General features: G+C 74.6%; 3 protein-coding genes. All 3 read right to left on the bottom strand.

The genetic code is table 11. The features are described 5' to 3' along the window. On the bottom strand, positions 1-13,268 hold a 13,268-nt coding region (locus ACFVFR_RS09170; protein ID WP_383699068.1), incomplete at its 3' end, for an SDR family NAD(P)-dependent oxidoreductase. Between the two features lie 34 nt (positions 13,269-13,302). Then, positions 13,303-20,490 (bottom strand): SDR family NAD(P)-dependent oxidoreductase, encoded by a 7,188-nt coding sequence (locus ACFVFR_RS09175; protein WP_383699069.1) that lies wholly within the window; start codon positions 20,488-20,490, stop codon positions 13,303-13,305. Then, on the bottom strand, positions 20,484-24,530 hold the full coding sequence (locus ACFVFR_RS09180) for a beta-ketoacyl synthase N-terminal-like domain-containing protein (protein ID WP_383699070.1): 4,047 nt from the start codon (positions 24,528-24,530) through the stop codon (positions 20,484-20,486). Before ACFVFR_RS09180 ends, ACFVFR_RS09175 begins: the two co-directional genes overlap by 7 nt. Positions 24,531-24,545 lie beyond the last annotated feature (15 nt).

Here is a 24,545-nt window from a genome sequence, read left to right on the forward strand (position 1 = left end):
AACTCCGTGAAGCTACGACCCGCGTCGATCTCCTCCACCTCCACGAACAACTCCCGAGCCAAACTCGCGCGCAGCGCCTCCACCAACTCCTCGCTCGTGTCCACCGCCGCGTGTGCCGGGGCGGCGGGGGACGGCAGCGAGGTGGCCACCGGCACGGGTGTGACGGGCGCCGGCGTCGGGTCGGGCGCGGGGGCGGGCGTCGTGGCCGGGGTCGTGGGCGTCGTCGGCGTCAGGGCTCGGAGGGTGACGCGCTGCGGGGCCTGGGGTGCGGTGGTGGCCGGGTGGGCCATGGCGTCGGCCATCTCGGTCACCGGCCGCAGTCGCACCGTGCCGCCCTGGTCGGACCCGGTCGGTGCCGTGACGGGCACCGCGAGCACGCCGGGGGCGGACTGGATGCCGGCCGTCGGCCGGGCGGCGGGCTCGGGTCGGCCCGCGGGGGTCGGACGGCTGTCGGCCACCGGTTGGGGGGCCGGGCGCGGATCGGCCACGGGTCGGGGGTTCGGGGCCGGGCGCGGCGCGGGGGTCGGACGCTCGACGGCGGCGGGCGCCGTCGGGGTGGCCGGTGCCACGGAGGTCGCCTCGGCGTTCCCCGCCTGCTCGGTCGTCCCCGCCTGCTCCGTCGTCGCGGTGGGCTCGGCTCCTTCGGCGCGCTGGGCCGCGAGTCGGGCCCGGTGGCCGCCGACCCACAGGTGTCGGGCGGCGAAGGGCTGGGTGGGCAGGCTGACGTGGGCGGGCGTCCGCTCGAAGAGGTCGCGCAGGCGCGGCTGGTAACCCTGGCAGTAGAAGTCGGCCAGGGCCAACAGGAGTTCCTGGTAGCGGGCGTGGTCCTGGCGGTTGCCGGCCGCCTCCTCGGTCATGTCCTGGACGACGGTGCTGACGGCGGCGTTCGGGGAGAACTCGCGCGGCACGGCGCCCTGGTAGACCTTGCGGGGCTTGTCGCCCTGGGCGGCCTGGCGCAGCAGGCGTACCGCGTCCTCCCGGTCCTGGACGACGACCGCGCACCGGTGCGCGAAGTGGTGGCGGCCCGTGGTCAGGGTGTGGCTGACCGAGGCCAGATAGCCGGGCCCGGCCTCGGGGCGGGCCGCCAGGTGGTCGGCCAGCGCGGTCAGCGCCTGGGCGAGCGCCTCGGCGGTCTTGGCGGAGAGCGGCAGCAGGTACGCGGGGGCGGTGGGTTGGGCCTCGACCACCTCGTTCTCGGTACGGGCGGTGCCGTGGGCCTCCAGGATGACGTGGGCGTTGGTGCCGCTGAACCCGAAGGCACTGACCCCGCCACGACGCGGCGCGCCATCCGACCGCTCCGGCCAGGCACGCGACTCCCGGTTGACGAAGAAGGGGCTGTCCTCCCACCGGATGTAGTCGCTGAGCTCCTCACAGTGGATGCTCGGCGGAATCACCTCCTGCCGCATCGCCTGAACCAACGCCATCACACTGACCAACCCGGAAGCCGCCTGAGTGTGACCGATGTTCGGCTTGGTCGAAGTCAACGCGCAGAAACCAGTGCGCTCGGTCTCACCACGGAACGCCTCCGCCAACGCGTTGATCTCGATCGGGTCACCCAACCGCGTCCCCGTGCCATGCGTGACCAGGTACTCGATGGAGTCGGGCGAGATCCGGGTGCGTGCGTAGACGTCCTTGAGCAGTCGGGTCTGCGCGGCGCCGCTGGGGGCGGTGATCCCGTTGGTCCGCCCGTCGTAGTTGACCCCGCTGCCCAGCACGGTGGCGTAGATCCGCTGTCCGTCGGCCTCGGCCGCCGGCTGCTTCCTCAACACCAACACGGCCACGGCCTCACCCGGCACCATGCCATCCGCACGCCGGTCGAAGGCCCGCACCACACCCTCCTCGGAGAGCATCCCCGCCCGCGCCATCGCGTCGTAGGTGCCCGGGAAGGCGAGGATGTTGGCGCCGGCGACGATCGCGGTGTCACAGTCCCCGTAGCGCAGACTCAGGCACGCCTCGTGCAACGCCACCAGACCGGAGGAGCACGAGGTGTTGATCGCCAGGCTCGGGCCCGACAGGTTCAGGAAGTACGCCAGCCGCGAGGCCAGGATCGAGGTGGCGTTGGAGGTGACGCTGCCGTCCTCGCCCGTCAGGAAGACGTAGTCCGCCTCCTCGACGCCAACGAAGACACCGACCTTCTCCCGGTTCAGACGCTCGGGGCCGTAGCCCGCGTCCTCCAGGGCCCGCCACATCTCCTGGAGCAGCAGGCGCTGACGCGGGTCCATGTTCTCCGCCTCGCGCGGCGAGATCTCGAAGAACAACGGATCGAACTCCGCCACCCCCGGAATGGCGCCAAGCCGCCGCTCCGAACCCCAGCCCGGCCGGTCGGCGGGCACCGGGCCCACCATCGAGCGGCCCTCGGTGAGGATGTCCCACAGCTCGTCCACCGTGCGGGCGCCGGGGAACCGGCCGCTCATGCCCACGATCGCCACCGGCTCGGGCCCGCTCTCGCCGGGGAGCCCGGCGCCCGCGCGGACGACCTGGCCCGAGGTCGGGCGACGGCGCCTGACCTTCCGGGTCACCGAGCGCTTGGCGACCGTGCCGCCTCTACGACCCTCGCGGTAGAACGCCTCCACCGTGTCGGCGTGGGTCTCCCTCAGGTGACCGCCGAGGCCGTCGAGGGTGGGGTAGCTGAAGAACACGTCGGGCGTCAGCTCGATGCCCAGCCGCTCGGCCAGCACTCCGGCGAACTCCACCAGACTGATCGAGTCGAACCCGTAGTCCTGGAGGTTGGCCGACCCGTCCAGCTTGTCCAACGGCAGCTTCAGCAGCTGCGAGACCGCGTCACCCAGTTCCCACTCCAGGCACTGGGCCTCCGACCAGCCGGCCATCTCGGCCCGCCGCCCCGGACCCGCGGCCACCGCGACGCTCTCGGCCGTGGGCTCGGCGTCCTCCTCCACGACCTCCTCGACCTCCTCGTACGCCTCCTCGGGTGCGTCGAGTTGGGCGAGGGCGCCGGCGCCGGAGGCGATCGCGTCCCGCACGAGCTGGCGCCGGGCCAGGTGTTCGTCGGAGGGCCAGTACAGCTCCCGGGCGAACGGGTGGTGGGGCAGGCTGACGCGCAGCGGCGCCCGGTCGAAGAGGCCCTCGAAGCGCAGGTCGTAACCCTGGCAGTAGAAGTCGGCCATGGCCAGCAGGAGTTCCTGGTAGCGGCCGTGGTCCGCGCGGCTGCGCGGCGCCTCGGCGACCAGGTCCTCGACCAGGCTGTTGGGGGTGAAGTCGCGGGTGACGGTGCCCCGGTAGACCTTGCGGGGCTTGTCGCCCTGGGCGGCCTGGCGCAGCAGGCGTACCGCGTCCTCCCGGTCCTGGGCCACCACGGCGCACCGGTGGGCGAGGTGGTGGCGGCCGGCCATCAGGGTGTGACTGACCGAGGCCAGATACCCGGGCCCGGCCTCGGGGCGGGCCGCCAGGTGGTCGGCGAGCGCGGTGAGCAGTTCGGTGAGCGCCTCGGGGGTCTTGGCCGAGACCGGCAGCAGGGCTGAGGGGCCTGCGGGCTGGTCGTCGAGGGTCGCCTGGTCGCCGCGGGCGGTGCCGTGGGCTTCCAGGATGACGTGGGCGTTGGTGCCGCTGAACCCGAAGGCACTGACCCCGCCACGACGCGGCGCGCCATCCGACCGCTCCGGCCAGGCACGCGACTCCCGGTTGACGAAGAAGGGGCTGTCCTCCCACCGGATGTAGTCGCTGAGCTCCTCACAGTGGATGCTCGGCGGAATCACCTCCTGCCGCATCGCCTGAACCAACGCCATCACACTGACCAACCCGGAAGCCGCCTGAGTGTGACCGATGTTCGGCTTGGTCGAGGTCAACGCGCAGAAACCAGTGCGCTCGGTGCCGCCTCGGAAGGTCTCCGCCAACGCGTTGATCTCGATCGGGTCACCCAACCGGGTCCCCGTGCCGTGCGTGACCAGGTACTCCACCGAGTCGGCGGGCACTTTGGCCCGCTCGTGGACGTCCCTGAGCAGGCGGGTCTGGGCGGCGCCGCTGGGGGCGGTGATGCCGTTGGTCCGACCGTCGTAGTTGACCCCACTGCCCAGTACGGTCGCGTAGATCCGCTGGCCCTCGGCCTCGGCCGCCGGCTGCTTCTTCAACACCAGTACGGCCACGGCCTCACCCGGCACCATGCCATCCGCACGCCGGTCGAAGGCCCGCACCACACCCTCCTCGGAGAGCATCCCCGCCCGCGCCATGACGTCGTAGGTGCCGGGGTAGGTCAGGATGTTGGCGCCGGCGACGATGGCGGTGTCGCAGTCGCCGTAGCGCAGGCTCAGGCACGCCTCGTGCAACGCCACCAGACCGGAGGAGCACGAGGTGTTGATCGCCAGGCTCGGCCCCGACAGGTTCAGGAAGTACGCCAGCCGCGAGGCCAGGATCGAGGTGGCGTGTGCCGTGACGCTGCCGTCCTCACCTGTCAGGAAGACGTAGTCGCCCTCCTCGACGCCGACGAAGACACCGACCTTCTCGCGGCTCAGCTGCTCGGGGCCGTAGCCCGCGTCCTCCAGCGCGCCCCACATCTCCTGGAGCAGCAGGCGCTGACGCGGGTCCATGTTCTCCGCCTCGCGCGGCGAGATCTCGAAGAACAACGGATCGAACTCCGCCACCCCCGGAATGGCGCCAAGCCGCCGCTCCGAACCCCAGGCGGGGCGCCGTTCGGCCGGTACCTCGCCGACCACCGAGCGGCCCTCGGCCAGGATCTGCCACAGCTCGTCCACCGTACGGGCGCCGGGGAACCGGCCGCTCATGCCCACGATCGCCACCGGCTCGGCGGCCTCCGTGGTGGCGCCCGCGCCCCGGCGGACGACCCGGCCCAGTGCCGCGCGCCGCCGCCCGGACGTGGTGCCCGCGTCGGCCCCGGCCGCCGTGGCCGACCGGGTGGCGGGCCGTGGGGCGACCGCCGTGCCACCGGTGGTGCCGGCCTCGCGGTAGAGCGCCTCCATCGCGTCGGGGTACGTCCCCACCAGGTGCGCGCCGAGGGTGTCCAGGGTGGGGTAGCTGAAGAGCACGTCGGGCGTCAGGTCGAGGCCGAGCCGTTCGGCGAGCACGCCGGCGAACTCCACCAGGCTGATCGAGTCGAACCCGTAGTCCTGAAGGTTGACGCCGTCCTCCAGCCGGTCGGCGGGCACCTTCAGGACGAGGCTGATGACGTCCCGCAGCTCCCATTCCAGGCACTGGGCCACCGACCAGCCGGCCATCTCGGCCCGCCGCCCCGGGCCCGCGGCGACCACGACCGCCACGGCCGGTTCGGCGAGCTCCCGCGTGTCGACCGGCTCCCGGGGGGTGTCGGCGTCGCTGTCGTACGCGAGGCCGCTGACCCGCAGCAGGACGGTGCCGTCCGTGGCGCACACCGTGGCGTCCAGCTCCGCGGCCCGGTGCTCGACCACGGCATAGGCCGGGGTCGCGCCGGCGGCCGGGGTGAAGAGCACCTCGCGGGCGGCGCGGGCCCGCTGCCCGGCCGGCAGGCACGCCTCCAGCGCCTGGACCAGCGCCGGGGTCGCGCCGTCGGCGACGGCCAGCTCGGTCACGGTCCCGGTCGCGGTGGCGCGGTCGATCCGCTCGGCGGCGTCGGCCGCCACCGTGAGGACCCTCGCCAGCCCCTCGCCGGCCACCAACTCCCCTTCGTCGGCGTCGGGCTGGTCGGCGTACACCGCCCACTCGACGGCGCCGCTCGCGGCGGGCAGCAGCGCCACGTGGACGGTGACCTGCTCCCCCGCCGGGGCGAGGGCTCCGTACCAGGTGACGTCCGTGAGGCGCACCGCGTGCGTGCCCTCGGCGACGTCCGGGCTGGCCAGCCAGAGCGCGGCGCGCGCCATCTCCGCCTGGGCGGCCGGCGTGGGTGTCTCGGGCAGCCGGGAGCTGAAGCGCTGCCGGGTCAGGTCGGAGGTGTTCTCGTGGACGAGCGGGTGCAGCCGGGCCACGCCACCGCCGACGGTGCTGGGCCGGCGCTCACCGCCTGGCAGCCAGTACGTCTCCTCGGCGAAGGGGTAGCCGGGCAGGCTGATCCGGCGCGGGGTGCGCCCGAGCGCCGCGTACAGTCCGCGCCACTCGACGTCCAGGCCGCTGACCCAGGAGGCGAGCAGCGGTTCCAGGGCGGCCTGGCCGTCGGTCGCTACGGCCGCGCCGCGCTCGCCGCCCGGTCGGGCCTGGCCGGTGGCGACGCCCTCGGCGGCGCCGGTGCCCGCCAGGTAGGCGGCCAGCTTGCGCCGCGCGGTGGCCAGGTCGTCGGCGAGCAGGCCGAGTCGGTGCGGCATGGCCTCGCGGCCCACCTGGAGGGTGAAGGCGATGGAGGGCAGGTCGGCGTCCGTGTGGCGGCCGGGCTCCAGCGCGGTCAGCAGGCGCTGGGCCGAGACCCGCAGCCGCTCCTCGGTCTTGGCCGACAGCACGAGGGCCACCGGGCCGGCGGGCTCGCCGGTGGCGGCCGGCGCCTGGTGTTCCTGGATGACCAGGTGGGCGTTGGAGCCGCCCGCGCCGAAGGAGGACAGCCCGGCGACGCGGGGCAGTTCGCGCGTCTGGCCGTCGATCTCCAGGACCGGCTGCCGCCACTCGGCGGCGGTCTGCTGGACGACGAACGGCGTCTGGTCGAAGTCGATGAACGGGTTGAGCACGTCGGAGTGGAGCGAGGGTGCCAGCGTGCGGTGCCGCATCTGGAGCAGGACCTTGGTGAGCCCGGCGATGCCGGCGGCGGCCTCGGCGTGCCCGATGTTGGACTTCACCGAGCCGATGGCGCACGAGCCCTGCCCCGCCCCGCCCGCGAACGCCTGCCCGAGGCCACGGATCTCGATGGGATCGCCCAGCTTGGTGCCGGTGCCGTGGGCCTCCACGTAGCTGACGGCGCGCGGGTCGACGCCGGCCTGGCGCAGCGCGGCGCTGATGACGTTGCCCTGGGCGCCCGGGTTGGGGACGGTGTAGCCGTTGGTCCGGCCGCCGTGGCTGAGGGCGGTGCCCTTGATGACGCCGTAGACGTGGTCGCCGTCACGCAGCGCCCGCTCCAGCGGCTTGAGGAGGACGGCGCCGACGCCCTCGGCCGGTACGTAGCCGTCGCCCTCGTCGCCGAACGACTCGCACCGCCCGTTGCTGGAGGCGAACTTGCCCTGCGAGAGCAGGAGGAACTTGTTCGGGTGCAGGGAGAGGTTGACGCCGCCGGCCAGGGCCACGTCGCTCTCGCCGCGTCGGATGCTCTCGCAGGCCAGGCTGATGGCGGTCAGCGAGGAGGAGCACATGGTGTCCACGGCCAGCGAGGGGCCGTGCAGGTTCAGGTGGTAGGAGACCCGGTTGGCCATGGAGGCGAAGTTGCCGCCGGTGGCGACGGGCGCGCCGGCGAGCTGCCGCTCCAGGCCGAAGAACTGGTAGTCGGAGGTCATGACGCCGACGAAGACGCCCGCCGTGCGCGGGTTGCCCGCCTCGTCCGTGCCGTCCAGGTCGCGCGGGGTGTACCCGGCGTCCTGGAGCGCGGCGTACGAGCACTGGAGGAACAGTCGCTCCTGCGGGTCCATGAGTTCGGCCTCGCGGGGCGCGATGCCGAAGAACAGCGGGTCGAACTGGTCCACGCCGTCGAGGAAGCCGCCCCAGCGGCAGTAGATGCCCTCCCGCTCGTAGGCGCGGTGGTCCCAGCGGTCGGCGGGGACCTCGGTGACGCTGTCCCGGCCGGTGCGCAGGTTGTCCCAGAACGTGTCGAGGTCGGGGGCCTGCGGGTAGCGGCCGGCCAGGCCGACGATGGCGATGTCCGGTGAGGTGGTGGCCGCCGGGGCCGCGTCGGTGGCCCGCGCCGCGAAGCGGGAGCGGCTCCGGCGGCGGGCGGCGGTGCGCGGCCGGGTGTCGGAGGCCGGTGCGCCGGCCGGGGTGGCGTGGTCGGCGGGCGGGGTGCCGGCGCCGGCCAGGCGGGCCACCTCGGCGGGGTGGGAGTCCAGCAGGTAGCCGCTGAGCTCCGCGAGCGTCTGGTACTCGAAGAACAGCGTCTTGGGCAGCTTGCCGAAGTCGCCTTCCAGGACGTCGGTCAGGGCCATGACGCTGATCGAGTCGATGCCGTACTCGCTCAGCGGGGCCGTGGGGTCGATGGTCCCGGCTTCGAGCTTCAGCTCCCGGGTGACGACGTCGATCAGGTACGTCACGACGCGCGAGCCGTCGGGCGCGGGGCCGGTCGTCCCCTTCTCGCGCGCGGCCGGCGCCGAGCGGGCGGTGAGCTGGTCGGTGGCGCTCGTCAGGTGCCGCTGGTCGCGGGCGCTCAGGCACAGGGTCTGCGCGGCCTCGCCGCGCAGCGCCTGGTAGAAGGCGGCGATGCCGGCCTCGCGGGGCAGCGGCACCAGGCCGGTGCGGGCTTCGAGTTGGGCGATCACCTGCGCGTCCACGCTCATGCCGCCGTCGTGCCACAGGCCCCAGTCGATGGCCAGGGTGCGTCCGCCGCGCAGTCCGGCGCGCACCTGCTCGGCGCGGTGGGCGGCGAAGTGGTCCATGAAGGCGTTGCCGAGGGCGTAGTCGCCCTGGCCGGCGTTGCCGAGGCTGCCGGAGGTGGAGGCGAAGCAGACGAGGAAGTCCAGGTCGAGCCCGGCGGTGGCGGCGTCGATGGCGACCAGGCCGGTGACCTTGGGCGCCAGGACCTGGCGTACGTCGGCCAGTTGCTTGCGGATGAGGTAGTCGTCGCGCAGGACGCCGGCGCAGTGCAGGACGCCGCGCAGGGTGTGGCCGTCGGCGGTCAGGTCGGCGACGGTCCGCTCGACGGCGTCCCGGTCGGTGATGTCGAGCCTGCGGTACGCGGCGCGCGCGCCCAGCTCGGTCAGGTGGGCGAGGGCCGCCTCCACGCGCTCGCCGGGCGCGGAGCGGCCGGTGAGGGTGAGGGTGGCGCCGGGGGCGCGACGGGCGATCTCCTCGGCGAAGATCAGGCCGAGGCCGCCGGCGCCGCCGGTGATCAGGTAGTGGCCGTCCGCGCGCCACGGCAGGTCCGTCGCGGCCTGGGCCGCCTCGGGCAGCGGGCGCCACTCGGGTACCAGGCGGCTCTCGCCGGCGTAGCGGACCTCGGGGTCCACCTGGGGGGCGCTGGCCTCGGCGTCGATCCGGGCCACGGCCGCCGGGGTGTCGAAGGGCTCCTGGATGCCGACGAGTTGGGTGCTCAGCCGGGGGTTCTCCAGGTGGGCGGTCTTCAGCAGCCCGGCCAGTCCGCCGTACACGTGGCGCTCGGGGCCCTCGGGTACGACGACCTGGAGCAGGACGTCCTGCGCGGGGCGGGCGGTGAGGAGGTCGCGGACCTCGGTGAAGAGCTGCTCGGCGAGGCTGGTGAAGCGCTGGCCCGCGTCGTCGCCGGTGGCGGTCAGCGCGCGGACGCTGACGCCGGCTTGGGGGGCGAACGCGTCGGGGGCCGGTGGCGTGGTGCCGTCGCAGTACAGGATGTGGCGCTGGGCCCAGGGGGTGGCCTGGCCGGTCGGCGCGGTGGCGCGGGGGCGGGCGGTCCACGCCGCCTCCCACACGCCGGTCACCGGGGTGGCCGCGTCCCGCTCGGGCATGTCGCGGCTGCTGAGGCTGGTGGTGAAGCCGCGCAGGCGGGCGCGGACCTGGCCGGCCTCGTCGCACAGGTCGATGTCGTAGCGGGTCACCCACGAGCCGGCCGAGGGCAGGCGGCGGACGACGGCCCAGGCGGGGGTGGTGGCGGGGCCGAACACCTCGGCCTCGTCGAGGGCGACGGGCAGGTGGCCGGTGGTGCCCTCGACGGCCATGAATCCGGCCGTGGCCTGGAAGGCGCCGTCCAGGAGGCCGGGGTGCAGGACGTAGGCGTCGTCGGCTTCGGGCAGGGCGAGGCGGGCGACGACGAGGTCGGTGCCCAGGCCGAGTTCGGTGATGGTGCGGTGGGTGGGCCCGTAGCGCAGGTCGGCGGTGGCGAAGAGGTCGTAGCACTCCTCGCCGCTCAGGGTGCGCGTGCAGGTGGCGCGCAGGGCGGCGATGTCGAGTACGGGGGCGGGTGCGGCCTGGGCGGGCGGGACGAGCACGGCCTCGCCCTGGCAGTGGATGTCGCCGTCACCGTCGCCGGAGACGACGTCGAAGCCGATGTCGCCGTTGGGTTCGGGCACGAGGGTGAGTTCGCTGATGACCGGCGCGGCGTCGACGGCCAGGGGACGCGACCAGCGCAGGTTGGTCAGGCGCATGCGGACGGCGTCGGCGTCCGCGCCCCGGGTGGCCTGCTGGACGGCCTCGCGGGCCATCTCCAGGTACGCGGCGGCGGGCAGGATCGGGCGGTCGTGGACGACGTGGTCGGTGAGGAAGGGCTCCGCGCCGGTGAACCGCGAGGTGTAGCGCTGTTCGACCAGGTCGGAGGTGTTCTCGTGGACCAGCGGGTGCAGTCGCCGGGCCGCCGTCCCGGTGGCGGCCGGGCTGTCGGGGACCCAGCAGAGCTGTCGCGCGAAGGCGTAGGTGGGCAGGGTGATCCGGGCGGGCGGCTGGTCGAAGAGGTCCTGGAGGCGGGGGTCGTAGCCCTGGCAGTACAGGTCGGCCATGGCCAGCAGGAGTTCCTGGTAGCGGCCGTGGTCCTGGCGGCTGCGCGGGGCCTCCGCGACGAGGTCGCCCACCAGGCTGTTGGGGGTGAAGTCGCGGGTGACGGTGGAGCGGTAGACCTTGCGGGGCTTGTCGCCCTGGGCGGCCTGGCGCAGCAGGCGTACCGCGTCCTCCCGGTCCTGGACGACGACCGCGCACCGGTGGGCGAAGTGGTGGCGGCCGGCCATCAGGGTGTGGCTGACCGAGGCCAGGTAGCCGGCGCTCGCCTGGGTGCGGGTCTCCAGGTGGTCGGCCAGCGCGGTCAGCGCGCGGTTGAGGGCGTCGGCGGTCTTGGCCGACAGGGGCAGCAGGTACGCGGGGGCGGCGGGCTGGTCGTCGATGGCGGCCTGGTCGGCGCGGGCGGTGCCGTGGGCCTGGAGGACGACGTGGGCGTTGGTGCCGCTCATACCGAAGGCGCTCACGCCGCCACGGCGGGGCCGGCCCCCGTCCTGGGGCCAGGGGCGCGGGTCGCGGTTGACGAAGAAGGGGCTGTCCTCCCACCGGATGTAGTCGCTGAGCTCCTCACAGTGGATGCTCGGCGGAATCACCTCCTGCCGCATCGCCTGAGCCAACGCCATCACACTGACCAACCCGGAAGCCGCCTGAGTGTGACCGATGTTGGGCTTGGTCGAGGTCAACGCGCAGAAACCAGTGCGCTCGGTCTCACCACGGAACGCCTCCGCCAACGCGTTGATCTCGATCGGGTCACCCAACCGGGTGCCCGTGCCGTGGGTGACCAGGTACTCGATGGAGTCGGGCGAGATCCGGGTGCGTGCGTAGACGTCCTTGAGCAGTCGGGTCTGCGCGGCGCCGCTGGGGGCGGTGATCCCGTTGGTCCGCCCGTCGTAGTTGACCCCGCTACCCAGCACGGTGGCGTAGATCCGCTGTCCGTCGGCCTCGGCCGCCGGCTGCTTCCTCAGCACCAACACGGCCACGGCCTCGCCCGGCACCATGCCATCCGCACGCCGGTCGAAGGCGCGGCAGGAGCCTTCCGGGGAGAGCATGCCGGCTTCGGCCATGGCGTCGTAGCTGGCGGGGTCGGCGAGCACGTTGACGCCGGCGACGATGGCGGTGTCGCAGTCGCCGTAGCGCAGGCTCAGGCACGCCTCGTGCAACGCCACCAGGCCCGAGGAGCAGGCGGTGTTGATGGCCATGCTGGGGCCGGAGAGGTTCAGGAAGTAGGCCAGGCGCGCGGCCAGGATGGCGTTGCTGTTGGAGGTGACGCCGGCACTGCCGGGCAGCAGGTCGCGGTAGTCGCCCTCCTCGACGCCGACGAAGACGCCGACCTTCTCCCGGCCCAACTGCTCGGCCCCGTAACCCGCGTCCTCCAGCGCGCCCCACATCTCCTGGAGCAGCAGCCGCTGGCGCGGATCCATCAGCTCGGCCTCGCGTGGCGAGATCTCGAAGAACAGCGGGTCGAACTCCGCCACTCCCGGCATCGCGCCCAGCCGCCGCATGCCCCAGGCGGGGCGGCGTTCGGCCGACACCTGGTCGACCACCGAGCGGCCCTCGGCCAGGATCTGCCACAGCTCGTCCACCGTACGGGCACCGGGGAACCGGCCGCTCATGCCCACGATCGCCACCGGCTCGACGGGCTCGGCGGTCAGGTCCGTGGGCGTGGCCGGGGCGCTCATCCGCAGTCGCCGGCGGCGGGCCTCCGGGCGGGGGCGCTCGGCGCGCGGCGCGGCGCCCGGCTGCGCACCCGGCGTGGCGGCCTCGGGGACAGTACGGGTGAGGGTCCGCTCCTCCCGGTAGTGCGCGGCCAGGAGTTCGGCGTGGGTCTGCGTCAGGTGGCCGGCCAGGCCGTCGAGGGTGGGGTAGCTGAAGAACACGTCGGGCGTCAGCTCGATGCCCAGCCGCTCGGCCAGCACCCCGGCGAACTCCACCAGACTGATCGAGTCGAACCCGTAGTCCTGGAGGTTGGCCGACCCGTCCAGCTTGTCCAACGGCAGCTTGAGGAGGTGGAAGACGACGTCACCCAGCTCCCACTCCAGGCACTGGGCCACCGACCAGCCGGCCATCTCGGCCCGCCGCCCCGGGCCCGCGGGCTCCCGGACGGTCTCGGTGGCCTGTGCGGTGGCCTCCGGTCGGGAGGTGGTGGGCGGGGTCTGCGGCTGGTCGTCGTCGGCCGCGACGCGCAGGCCACGGAAGCGCACCAGACTGGTCCCGCGCCGGTCCACCAGGTCCACCGAGAGCGTCGCCTCCTGGCCCGTGGGGCCGGTGAGGATCTCGACGGCGCCCCACACCGCCTGCCGGGAGGCGTCGGCGTACGTCACCTCGTCGGCGCCCAGCAGCCACACCTCGCCCTCGCCCCAGCCCAGCTCGCGCGCCACGGCGGTCAGGCACGCGGCGAGTTGGCCGGGCACCACCACGGCGTTGGCGCGCCCGCCGGCGGTGGCCGGCTCGCCGAGCTCCACCCGCAGCGTGCCGGGCCGGCCAGGCCCGTACGCGTCGACGTCCACGCGCTGGGGGGCGGCGTCGTGCGGCACGGTGACGGTGCCGGTGCTGCCGGTGCCCTCGCCGGCGTCGGCGAACACCGCCCAGTCGTCGGCCGCGCCGCTGGCGCCGGGGTGCAGGTCCACGTGCACCTGCTGGCCCGGGCCCACGACGACCGGCCCGTGCCAGGCCACGTTCGTCAGGCGGACGACCGGCCCCGCGTCCCCCCGCTCCTCGGCGGCGAGGGTGGCGGCGGCCCGCACCATCTCAAGCTGGGCGGCCTCGGGCAGCACCTTGACACGCGAGGCGTCCATACCGTCAAACATGTGGATCGGTTCCTCCTGCTAAATGTGCCGCTGCTCAGCGAGTGGTGTTCTCGATGGGGATCAGCAGGTCGTTCAGAAAGGCTTCACGGCCGGAGAACTTCGAGCTGAACCGGTGGATGACGTTGCCGTCCGACGTGTGCTCGTGCACCAGCGGATGGAGGCGGGAGTCCTGGGAGCTGACGGCCAGGGCGCTGCCCGGGGCGGGCGAGGCCCAGTAGTGCTCCGTGGCGAAGGGGTAGCCGGGGAGGCTGGTCAGCCGTGGCTGGCTCTCCCACAGGCCGTCGAAGTGGGGCGGGTAGCCCTGGGAGTAGAACTCGGCCAGGGCGGTGAGGTGGTCGGAGTAGCGCTCGCCGTCGCCCCACACGGTGCGGCTGGCCCGCACCAGGCCCTCGATCAGCTTGCCGATCGTGGCGTTGGGGGCGAAGTCGCGGCTGACCGAGCCACGGACGAGGTTGGGGATCTTCACGCCGGCCGCCGCCTCGCGGAGCAGCCGTACCGCGTCGTCCCGGTCCTGGACGACCACGGCGCAGCGCAGCGCGAAGTGGTGTCGGCCGCTCATCAGGGTGCGGCTGACCGAGGCCAGGTGGGCCGCGTCGGCGGCGGGCCGGGCGGCCAGGTGGTCGGCCAGGGTGCTCAGCCGCTCCTGGAGCGCCTCCTCGGTCTTGGCGGAGACCAGCAGGAGGTGGTGTTGGGGGAAGGTGCGGTCGGCCCGGCCGGCCGCGTCCTCGCGCTCGGTGCCGTACGCCTCCACGATGACGTGCGCGTTGGTGCCGCTCATGCCGAACGAGCTGACCGCGCCCCGGCGGGGCCGTCCCGGGGTCGCGGGCCAGGCGCGGGTCTCGCGGTTGACGAAGAAGGGGCTGGTCTCCCAGTCGATGTAGTCGCTGAGCTCCTCGCAGTGGATGCTCGGCGGGATGGTCTCCTTGCGCATGGCGGTCACCAGGGTGATGAGGTTGACCAGGCCGGAGGCGGCCATGCTGTGCCCGATGTTGGGCTTGACCGAGGTCAGGGCGCAGAAGCCGGTGCGCTCGGTGCGCGAGCGGAACGCCTCGGCCAGCGCGTTGGCCTCGATCGGGTCGCCCAGGCGGGTGCCGGTGCCGTGGCTGACGACGTAGTCCAGCGAGTCCGGCGAGATCCGGTGTCGGTCGTAGATCGAGGTCAGCAGGCGGGACTGGGCCTCGCCGCTGGGGGCGGTGATGCCGTTGGTGCGGCCGTCGTAGTTGATGCCGCTGCCGAGGATCGAGGCGTAGACCAGGTTGCCGTCGCGTTCGGCCGCGCGCCGTTTCTTCAGGACGAGCACGGCGACGGCCTCGCCGGGCACCATGCCGTTGGCCCGCTGGTCGAAGGCGTAGCAGGTGCGGTCGGGCGAGAGCATGTTGGCCTTGTCCATGGCCAGGTAGTCGTGGTCGGAGGCCATCAGGCTGGCGCCGGCGACGATGGCGGTGTCGCAGTCGCCGTAGGCCAGGCTCAGGCACGCCTCGCGCAGTGCGACCAGGCCGGAGGAGCAGGCGGTGTTGATGGCCATGCTGGGGCCGGAGAGGTTCAGGAAGTAGGCCAGGCGCGCGGCCAGGATGGCGTTGCTGTTCGAGGTGACGGTGGCCTGGTCGTCGACGAGGTAGCGGTAGTCGCCCTCCTCGACGCCGACGAAGACCCCGACGTTGCCGGCGGACACGGACCGCTCCCCGTATCCGGCGTCCTCCAGGGCCCGCCACATCTCCTGGAGCAGCAGTCGCTGACGCGGGTCCATCAGCTCCGCCTCGCGCGGGGAGATCTCGAAGAACAGCGGGTCGAACTCGGCGATGCCGGGGACCGGGCCGAACTTCGGCGGGTGCGCGCCCTCGGGCCACTCCCCGGCCGTGTGCCAGGCCGCGCGCTCCTCGGGGGCCTCGTCGATGACGCTGCGGCCCTCGGCGAGAATCGACCACAGGTCGGCGACGTCGCGGGCGCCGGGGAAGCGCCCGCTCATGCCGACGATGGCGATCGGCTCCTCGGCCGGGCCCAGGCCCGCGCCGCGTGCCGGCGCGGCGTCGGCGAAGCGCGCGGAGCGGCGCCTGACCTCGCCCGGAACGGTGGCCGGCGCGGCGCTGGCCGCGCTGCCCTCGCGGTAGCGGGTGGTCATCCGCTCGGCGTGCGAGGTGAGCAGGAAGGTTTCCAGCCGCTTGAGCGTGGGGTGGCTGAAGAACAGGTCGGGGGTGAGGGTGAAGCCCAGGCGTGCGCTGAGCGTGCTGGCGAACTTGGCGATGTTCAGCGAGTCGATGCCGTAGGCCGCCAGGTTCTCCTCGGCGTCCAGCTCTCCCGCCGGGATGGCGAGCACCTGGCCGGCGGCGTCGGCCAGCTCCCAGGCCACGCACTGGGCCACGGTCCAGCCGCGCATCTGTGGCTGCCGGCCCTCGCCGGGCGCCTGGGCGGGGGTGGCCGCCGCGTGCGGGCGGGCCTGCTCCCGGCTCAGGGTCAGCTCGCCCAGGCGGACGGCCACCGTGCCGTCGTCGGCGGCCAGTTCGACGGTCAGCGAGCTGGCGCCCGCCGGCCCGTCGGCCCGGGGGGTGACCAGGGCCCAGCGCAGGGGCTGCGCGGTGGCGGCGAAGCGTGCCTCGGCGGTCGCGGTGACGACACCCTCGGCGGCGTCCCAGCCCAGCCGTTCACGGGCGGCGGCCAGGCATGCCTCGACGTGCTCGGAGGCCAGCACCAGGGCCGCGCCGGCGGCCTCGTGCGGCGCCGGTGCCAGCTCCACCAGGACGCGGTCCCGGCCGGCCTGGGCGCGCAGCGCGAGCAGGTCGAGCACGGCGGGCGCCGTGTCGGCCCCGGACGTGACCGGGGTCGCGCCGCCGTCACAGACCAGGTAGGACTCCTCGCCCCGGTCGACGTGGATGGCCCAGTCGACCGCGCCCTCGCCCGCGTCCCGCAGGTCGACGTACAGGTCCAGGCGCGGCGCGCCCTCGGGCTCGCTCGGGGTCAGCGGCGCGTGCCAGGCCACCTCACGCAGGGCGACGGCCCGCTCCGCGCCGCCCAGACCCCACACCACGGCGGCGCGGGCGAGTTCGAGCAGCGCCCCGGTCTGCGCGGTGCCCTCGGCCAGGAGCCCGTACGCCGCGCGGGGGTCGGTGAAGGTGGCGGTGAAGCGCTGGCGGGTGACGTCGGAGACGTTGCGGTGGACCAGCGGGTGCAGGTGAGCGGTGGTCCCGTCGGTCGCGGTCGCGACCGGGCCGGCCACCCAGTACTCGGCGTGGTCGAAGGCGTAGGTGGGCAGGCCGGTGCGCGGCGGCGGGGTGGCGCCCCACAGCTCGGCGAACGCGGCCGGTTCGTGGCCCTGGCAGTAGGCGTGGGCCAGCTCGGTCAGCGACTCGCGGCCGTGGTCGCCGGCGGTCTCGGCGGCCAGCTCGCGCAGCGCGCGGGTCTCGGCCGCGCTCGGGGTGAAGTCGCGCGGCACCAGGCCGCGGACCGTCTCGGGGCCGTCCGTTCCGTCGGCGGCCCGGCGCAGCGCGGTGACGGCCTCGGCGCGGTCACGTACGACGAACGCGCGGCGGCGCGCGAAGTGGTGCCGCCCGGCGAGCAGGGTGCGGCTGACCGAGGACATCAGGCCGGGGCCGACGTCAGCGGGCAGCGCGGCCAGGTGGTCGGCCAGGGCGTGGAGTTGGCGGGTGAGCGCCGCGTCGGACTTGGCGGAGCACACCAGCAGGTGCCAGGGGGCGCCCGGTTGGCGGCCGAGTCGCTCGGCCTCCTCGCGTGCCGTGCCGTGGCTTTCGAGCACCACGTGGGCGTTGGTGCCGCTGAAACCGAAGGAGCTGACGGCGGCGCGGCGCGGCTGGCCCGCGCGCTCCGGCCAGGCGTGCGCCGCGCGGCTGACGTAGAAGGGGCTCTGCTCCCAGTTGACGAAGTCGCTGATCTCCTCGCAGTTGATGCTCGGCGGGATGGTCTCCGCGCGCATGCCCAGCACCAGGCCGATGAGGCTGACCAGGCCGGAGGCGGCCAGGGCGTGGCCGACGTTGGGCTTGGTGGAGGTCAGGGCGCAGAAGCCGGTGCGCTCGGTGTGCGGGCGGAACGCCTCGGCCAGCGCGTTGATCTCGACGGGGTCGCCGAGGCGGGTGCCGGTGCCGTGGCTGACCAGGTGGCTGAGCGAGTCCGGGGAGATGCCGGCGCGCCGGTAGACCTCCTGGAGGAGGCGGGCCTGGGCGTTGCCGCTGGGGGCGGTGATGCCGTTGGTGCGGCCGTCGTTGTTGACGCCGCTGGCCAGGATGTTGGCGTAGACGCGGTGGCCGTCGCGCTCGGCGTGCGGGCGGCGCTTGAGGACGACGACGGTGATGGCCTCGGAGGGCACCATGCCGTCCGCCCGCTTGTCGAAGGCGCGGCAGATCCCCTGGGCGGAGAGCATGCCGGCGCCGTCCATGACGTCGTACTCGCGGGGGGTGGTCAGCAGGTTGGCGCCGGCCACGATCGCGGTGTCGCAGTCCCCGTGGCGCAGGCTCAGGCACGCCTCGTGCAGGGCGACCAGGCTGGAGGAGCAGGCGGTGTTGATGGCGATGCCGGGGCCGGAGAGGTTGAGGAAGTACGACAGGCGGGCGGCCATCACCGCGTTGTGGTTGGAGGTGATGCGCTCCTCGGCGAAGGCCAGCGAGCGGTAGTCGCCCTCCTCGGCGCCGACGAAGACGCCCACCCGCTCGTTCGCCACCTGCTCACGCCCGCAGCCGGCGTCCTCCAGGGCCTTCCACATCTCCTCCAGGAGCAGCCGCTGGCGCGGGTCCATGGCCGCGGCCTCGCTGGGCGCGATCTCGAAGAAGAGCGGGTCGAACTCGGCGACGCCGGGGACCGCGCCAACGGACCGGCGCTTGTCGTCGGCCCACCACTCGCGCCGCTCGCGCGGCATCGGGCCGATCACGCTGCGGCCCTCGACCAGCAGGGTCCACAGCTCCTCGACCGTGCGGGCGCCGGGGAAGCGCCCACTCATGCCGATGATGGAGAACTGCTCGTCGGCGGAGACCGGGGTGGGCGCGTCCGGCCGGTCGCCGGGGCGCGGGGCCGGGGGCCGGGGGGCCGCCGGCTCGGGCGGGGCGGTCCTGCCAGCCTCGGTCCGCGCGGCGGGGAGGTCGTGGTCCGCCCGCGCGGCGGCCGGTGCCGGGGCCGGTGCCCCGGTCTCCGGTCGGGCCCCGGGCTGGGTGGGGGCGAAGCGGCTGCCGTCGCCACGCCGGGTGCGCAGCCGGGCTCCGGGACGTACGGGCGTGGCCTCGGCGGCGGGCGTCGGCGCGGGCGACGCCGACTGGCCGGCGGACTCCGGCGCGGGAGCCTGGGTGACCGGGGTGGGCATGTCGGCGGCCGGCGCGGGGGTGGCGACCGGGGCGGGGGCCTCGGTGACCGGGGTGAGCGTGTCGGCGGCCGGCGCGGCGGGCTCGGACCCGGTGGCTATCCCGTAGTGCTCCGCCAGCCGGGTCTGGTGGCGGGTGAGCAGGAACTCGTGCAGCGTGTGCAGGGTCGGGTAGCTGAAGAAGACGTCCGGGGTGAGCTCGACGCCCAGCCGCTCCGAGAGCACTCCGGCGAACTCCACCAGCGTGATGGAGTCGAATCCGAAGTCGCGGAAGTTCTCGTCGCCGGCCAGTTTCTCCACCGGCAGCATCATGATCTGGCTGACGACGCCCTTCAGGTCCCGCCGCAGCTCCTCTCCCAGATCCATGGCCTGCTGTGACTCCTCGTGCGACGTGGGATGTTGCCGCGTGGGCGAGGGCGCCCCGGCGGTGTGTGGGGCCGGGGTCGGCGTCTCGGCGTCCACCCGCAACGTGGCGTGGACGCGCTCGCGCTGGCCGACCATGGCCAGATAGGCGGGTTCGGGCTGGGCCAGGAGGTGGCGCAGGAGGGCGGTGCCCTCGGCCGGCTCCAGGTAGCGCTGCCCGCTGGAGCGCAGGTAGAACTCCCCCGCGTCGGCGTCGGCCAGGTTCATGCCGTCGCTGCGCCACAGCGGCCAGCTGACGGCCAGCCGCCTGGGCCCGGTGGGCTGGCGCCGGGTCAGGTGGTGGGCGTGGGCGACCTGGTAGCGGTTGGCCACCGCGTAGTCGCAACTGCCGAAGTCACCCAGCACGGCGGCGCTGGAGGAGAAGTAGCAGACGAAGTCGGGGGCCTGGCCCGGGCCCGGCAGGGCCCGCGCGAGGGCGCTCTCCAGGGCCCGGGTGCCGGCGACCTTGGGGGCCAGGACGCGGGCGAAGGTCGCCGCGTCCCGGTCGGCGATGCCGCCGTGGGCCTCGACGCCCGCCGCGTGCAGCACCCCGTCGATCCGCCCGAAGCGGGCCGCCGCGTCCTGGATCGCCGTGGTCAGGGCGGCCTCGTCGGCCACGTCGGCCTGGCGGTACAGGGTCGCGCCGGCGCCGGCGGCGGCCAGTTCGGCCAGCCGCGCCCGCACCCCTGCCGCGTCCGCCGGGCGGCGGCCGACCAGCACCAGCTGGGCCTGGTAGTCGCGGGCGAGCCAGTCGCCGAAGATGGCGCCGAGGCCGCCGGCGCCGCCGGTGATCAGGTAGGTGCCGCCGGTGCGCAGGATGTCCGGCCCGGCCTGGAGGGCGACCGGGCGCGTGCGCGGGGTCAGGCGGCGTTCCCCGCTGTGCAGGGCGCCGGTGGGGCGCGCGGCGCGCAGTTCGGTGGCCAGGATGTCGGGGAGCCGGGCCGCCGCGTCGGTGGCGCCGTCCAGGCCGAGGACGGTGAGCGTGGTGGCGGGCAGGACCAGGCCGGTCGATCGTTCGAAGCCCCACCAGGCTTCGAGGGCGGCCCGCTGCTCGCCGTCGGTGTAGGTGGCACCGAGTACGACACGGCTGGGCGCCCGGCCGCCCCGGTTGACCTCCTCCGCGACGACACGCAGCAGGGCGCGCAGCGGGTCGGGCTGGTCGAACAGGTCCCGGCCGGTGGGCTCGGTGGCCCACAGGTGGGCGATGACGTCGACGGACCCGTGCTCGTCCACGACGGCCCGCAGCAGGGTGCGGTAGGCCGCTTCGAGATCGCCGCCGAGCTCGTACCGGTCAGCCGCCAGCCGCTGGTACCCGGCGCCCCGCCCGACGCTCACGACGGTCAACTCGGGCTGTGTGGCGATGAGTTGACGCCGGACGCGCTCCTGTTCACGCTCGTCGGAGAGCAACAGGAGGGCGCACCGGTACCGGGGGGCCGGGTCGGCCGCGAGCGCGGGTGTCTCCCGCCACTCCTCGGTGAACAGGTGCAGGTCGTCCGGGATGGTCATGTCCGGGTTGGTCAGCACGGCCCCTCATCTCGGTGGGCGAAACGGATACCGGACAGGCGGACCAGTAGCCGGCCGTTCCTGTCACGCAGGTCGAGGTCGAGGGCCTGGGGGGCGGCGGCGGTGAGGATCGCGTAGGCCTCCGCCACGCACCGGCCGTGGAAGGTCACCTCGTCGACGGCGGCCGGCAGCACGGCGGCGGGCCGGGCCGGGTCCGGCCACAGCGCCGCCACCTGGAGCGCGGCCGTGAGCAGGACGGGATGGACGGCGTACCGGTCGGCGTCCGGGCGCAGCGCCTCGGGCAGGCTGAGCTCGGCCAGCACGTGGTTCTGTCCACGGCAGACGGCCCGCAGGGCCTGGTACGTGGCGCCCTGTTCGACCCCGGCCCGGCCGAGGGCGGCGGTCAGGTCCGCCAGCGAACCGTGGGGCACGGTGTCGTCGGTGAAGCGCCGCAGGTCGACCCGGTCCGGCTCGACGCCCTCGACCAGCGTCGCCTGGCCCTGGCAGAACAGGCGTACGTCGTCGGCCATCTCGGCGCCTTCGGCGCGTCGCTGGTAGCAGTCGAAGTCGACGAGCCCGCCCGGCTCCTGGACCAGGGCGATGTCCACGGGCCGTGGGTCCTCGGGCTGGTGACGGTAGCTCTCGTGCCAGGTCAGGTCCGTGAGGCGAACGCCGAGGTGGCCGGCGTCCACGCCGTGGGCCAGGGCGACGGCGGCGCGGGCGGCCTCGATCCACGCCGGGCCGGGCAGGGCGGCCCGGCCGTGGACCTGGTGGTCGCGCAGCAGGGGTTCGCGGCCCGACCAGGAGGAACGGAAGCGCTCCTCGCGGAAGTCCGAGACGTTCTCGTGGACCAGGGGGTGCGGGCCGGTGCCGGTGGGCGGCGGCTCCGCCGGCGCGACCTGGGGCGCGGCCGGCGCGCCGGCCGTCGGCCAGTCCGGTGACCGCAGGCCGGGGAGCACCTCGGGGGCGCCGGCGGCCCACCGGTCGAGCAGTGTCCTGGCGTGCTGGCCGGCGGCCAACAGGCCCTCCACGAAGCCGCGTACGTCACCGTCGGACAGCGGCGGGGTCGCGGTTCCCGGCGCGTCCGCCCCCGGGGACGTGGGGGCGGCGGCGTGTGGGTCCCGCGACCCGGCCGGCGCGTCGGCCAGGCCCTCGCGCGCGCCGGTCGCGGCGCGGGTCGTGGTGGGCTGGGCCGACCGCGCGCCCCGGGGGCCGGGCTCCTCGGTGGCGGGGGTGGGCCGTGGGGCGCGGTGGGTGGTGCGGACGAACTCGGTGGTGGGCAGGGGCAGCGAGCGGCGGCCGGTACCGGCGAAGTAGCGGGCCCAGTCGACGTCCACGCCCGCGCGCCACAGGTGGAGCAGCGGCTCGGCCATGACGTCGGCGAGCGCCGCGTCACCGTCGATCACCACGTCGGCGGGCCCGGTGGTGCCGGGCTCGCCGATCCACAGCGTGGCGGCGCGCGGCGCGGGCGCGGCGGCGCTCTCGCGTACGCCGGTGGCGGCCCAGGCGCGCACCTGCTCGGGCGTGACCGCCATCCCGGCGCGCTCTCGCAGCATCGGGTAGTCCGCGTCCGGCGCGGGACGTACGGAGCGCTCGCGCAGGTCGGCGGCGACCTGGGCGCGGCCTTCGGTGCCGGTGGCCAGCAGCGTGGGCAGGTGCTCGCGGGCGAGGACCCCGTCGGCCAGCAGGTCGAGCACCTCGCGGGCGCGTGGGTCACGCACCATCAGGTCGCGCGGCAGGCTCCACTTGCGGTCCACCAGGTCCAGGGCGTGCTGGGTGGCCAGGACCCGGAAGACCTCGCCGGGCTCGGTCGCGGCGGCCGGTGGCGTGGCCCAGTCCGCGCTGTCCAGCGGCAGTCGCCACTCCTGCCGGCCCCGCCACTCCAGCTCCTGGTTCCAGGCCCGCAGGTGGCCGCGGAAGGTGTGCTGGGCGTCGACCAGTCGGCTGGCCTTGGCCCAGACGGCGGCGGTCTCCTCGGCACCGAGGGTCAGGCCGTCCAACAGGTCGGCGAGGTAGGACTCGTCCAGCGGGTGGGTGGGGAAGGTGTGACCTGTCAGCGGTTCGGTGAAGGGCAGGCTCGGGGCGTGCGGCGACAGGCTCTCGGGCGCCTTGCCCCGGGCCAGGTCCGCCACGGCCGGCCACTCCAGCGTGCCCACGGCGGCCAGCGCGGGCCACACCCCGGCGCCGTGTGCGGTGACGCTGTCGGGGGCCAGTCCCAGATCCAGCAGCACCCGCACCGTCAGCAGCCCGAACACGGCCGCCGAGCGCGGGCCACGGTCGCCCTGGCGCAGGGCGCGCAGAGCGGCCTGCGCCTCCTCGGAGGTGGCGCGGAACGCCTCGGCGGCGTCCGCGTACGGCGGGGTGGCCAGCAGTTCGCGCAGACGCTGCCGCGCCGGCGGGCGCAGTTCGCCCACGGCCAGCCGCCAGCGGCGGTCGGGGGGCGGTACGTGGGCCTCGCCGGGCGCGGCGACCAGCGCGGCGATGTCGTCCGGCCCGCTGACCAACCCGCCGACGCGGGCGGCGGCGTGCTCGCGGCCGACGGCCAGGGTGTGGCAGATGTCGACGGCGTGCCCGGGGGCGCCGCCGGGGGCGTCGGTGAGGGCGCGCCAGCGGTCCAGCAGCGGTTCGAGGGCGCGTGGGGAGCGGGCGGAGAGCAGGAAGGGGTAGCGCGTCGAGGGGCGGGCGCGGCGCTTTCCGGCCGGTCGGGACCCGGCGGCCGGGGCGCGGTCGGCGGCGTACTCCTCGACGATCAGGTGGGAGTTGACGCCGCCCATGCCGAACGAGCTGACACCGGCCCGCAGGACCTCGCCCGGCTTGTGGGGCAGCCAGTCGGCGGGCTTCTGGGTGATCTCGAAGGGGCTGCCGGCCAGCTTGATCAGCGGGTTGAGGGCGCTGATGTGGATGCTCGGCGGCACCTGGCGCTCGGCCATCATCATGAGCACCTTGATGAGGCCGGCGACGCCCGCCGCCGCTTCCAGGTGCCCGATGTTGGGCTTGACGGAGCCGATGTGACACCAGCCCTCGTCGTCCGAGGCGGCGGCGTACACCTGGCGCAGTGCCTCGACCTCGATGGGGTCGCCCAGCGAGGTGCCGGTGCCGTGTGCCTCGACGTAGGTGATGGTGCGCGGGTCGGCGCCGGCGCGGGCCAGGGCGGCGGTGATGACCTCGCGCTGCGACTCCACGGTGGGGGCGGTGATGGTGGCCCGGCTGCCGCCGTGGTTAACGGCGCTGCCGGTGAGGACGCCGTAGATGTGGTCCCCGTCGCGTACCGCGTCCTCCAGGCGGCGCAGCAGCACCATGCCCACGCCGTCGCCGGGCACGTATCCGTCGGCGTCCTGCGAGAAGGTGCGGCACAGCCCACGGGGGCTGAGCATGCGGGCCTTGGAGAAGGAGATGTACTTCCACGGGTGGAGGTTCAGGCTGACGCCGCCGGCCAGCGCGTAGTCGATCTCGTCGCCGAGCAGCGCGTTGACGGCCAGGTGCACGGTGACCAGCGAGGCGGCGCAGGCGGCGTCCACGGAGACGCTGGGTCCGCGTAGGCCCAGGGTGTGGGAGAGCCGGTTGGCCAGCAGGCTGTCGTAGCCGCCGAGCGCGGAGTGGCTCTGGATCGACCCGTCGTCCTTGGCCGCTTCCTGGAGGTGGTCGCGGGCCATGGCGCCGACGTAGACGGCGGTGCGCGCGGCGCGCAGCGCGGCCAGCGGCGTGCCCGCGTCCTCCACGCAGTGCCAGGTCTCCTCCAGGAGCAGGCGTTGCTGCGGGTCCATCAGGGCGGCCTCGCGGGGCGAGACGCGGAAGAAGGTGTGGTCGAAGTCGTACGGGTGGGCGACCTGCCCGCACCACTTGCTGGCCGTCCTGCCCGGCTCGCTCACGTCGGCCGAGTAGTACGCCTCGGGGTCCCAGCGCTCGGGTGATATCTCGGTCGGGGAGCTGTGGCCGGCCAGCAGGTTGGCGATGTACTCGCGGTGGTCGCGGGCGTCGGGCAGCCGGGCGCCGATGCCGGTGACGGCGATGGCCGCGCGCGGGCCGGGCGCGGGGGCCGGGGTGGTCGCGTTCTGGCTCACGCGGCCTCACCCCGG

Source organism: Streptomyces sp. NPDC057702 (assembly GCF_042799315.1).
Taxonomy (GTDB): Bacteria; Actinomycetota; Actinomycetes; order Streptomycetales; family Streptomycetaceae; genus Streptomyces.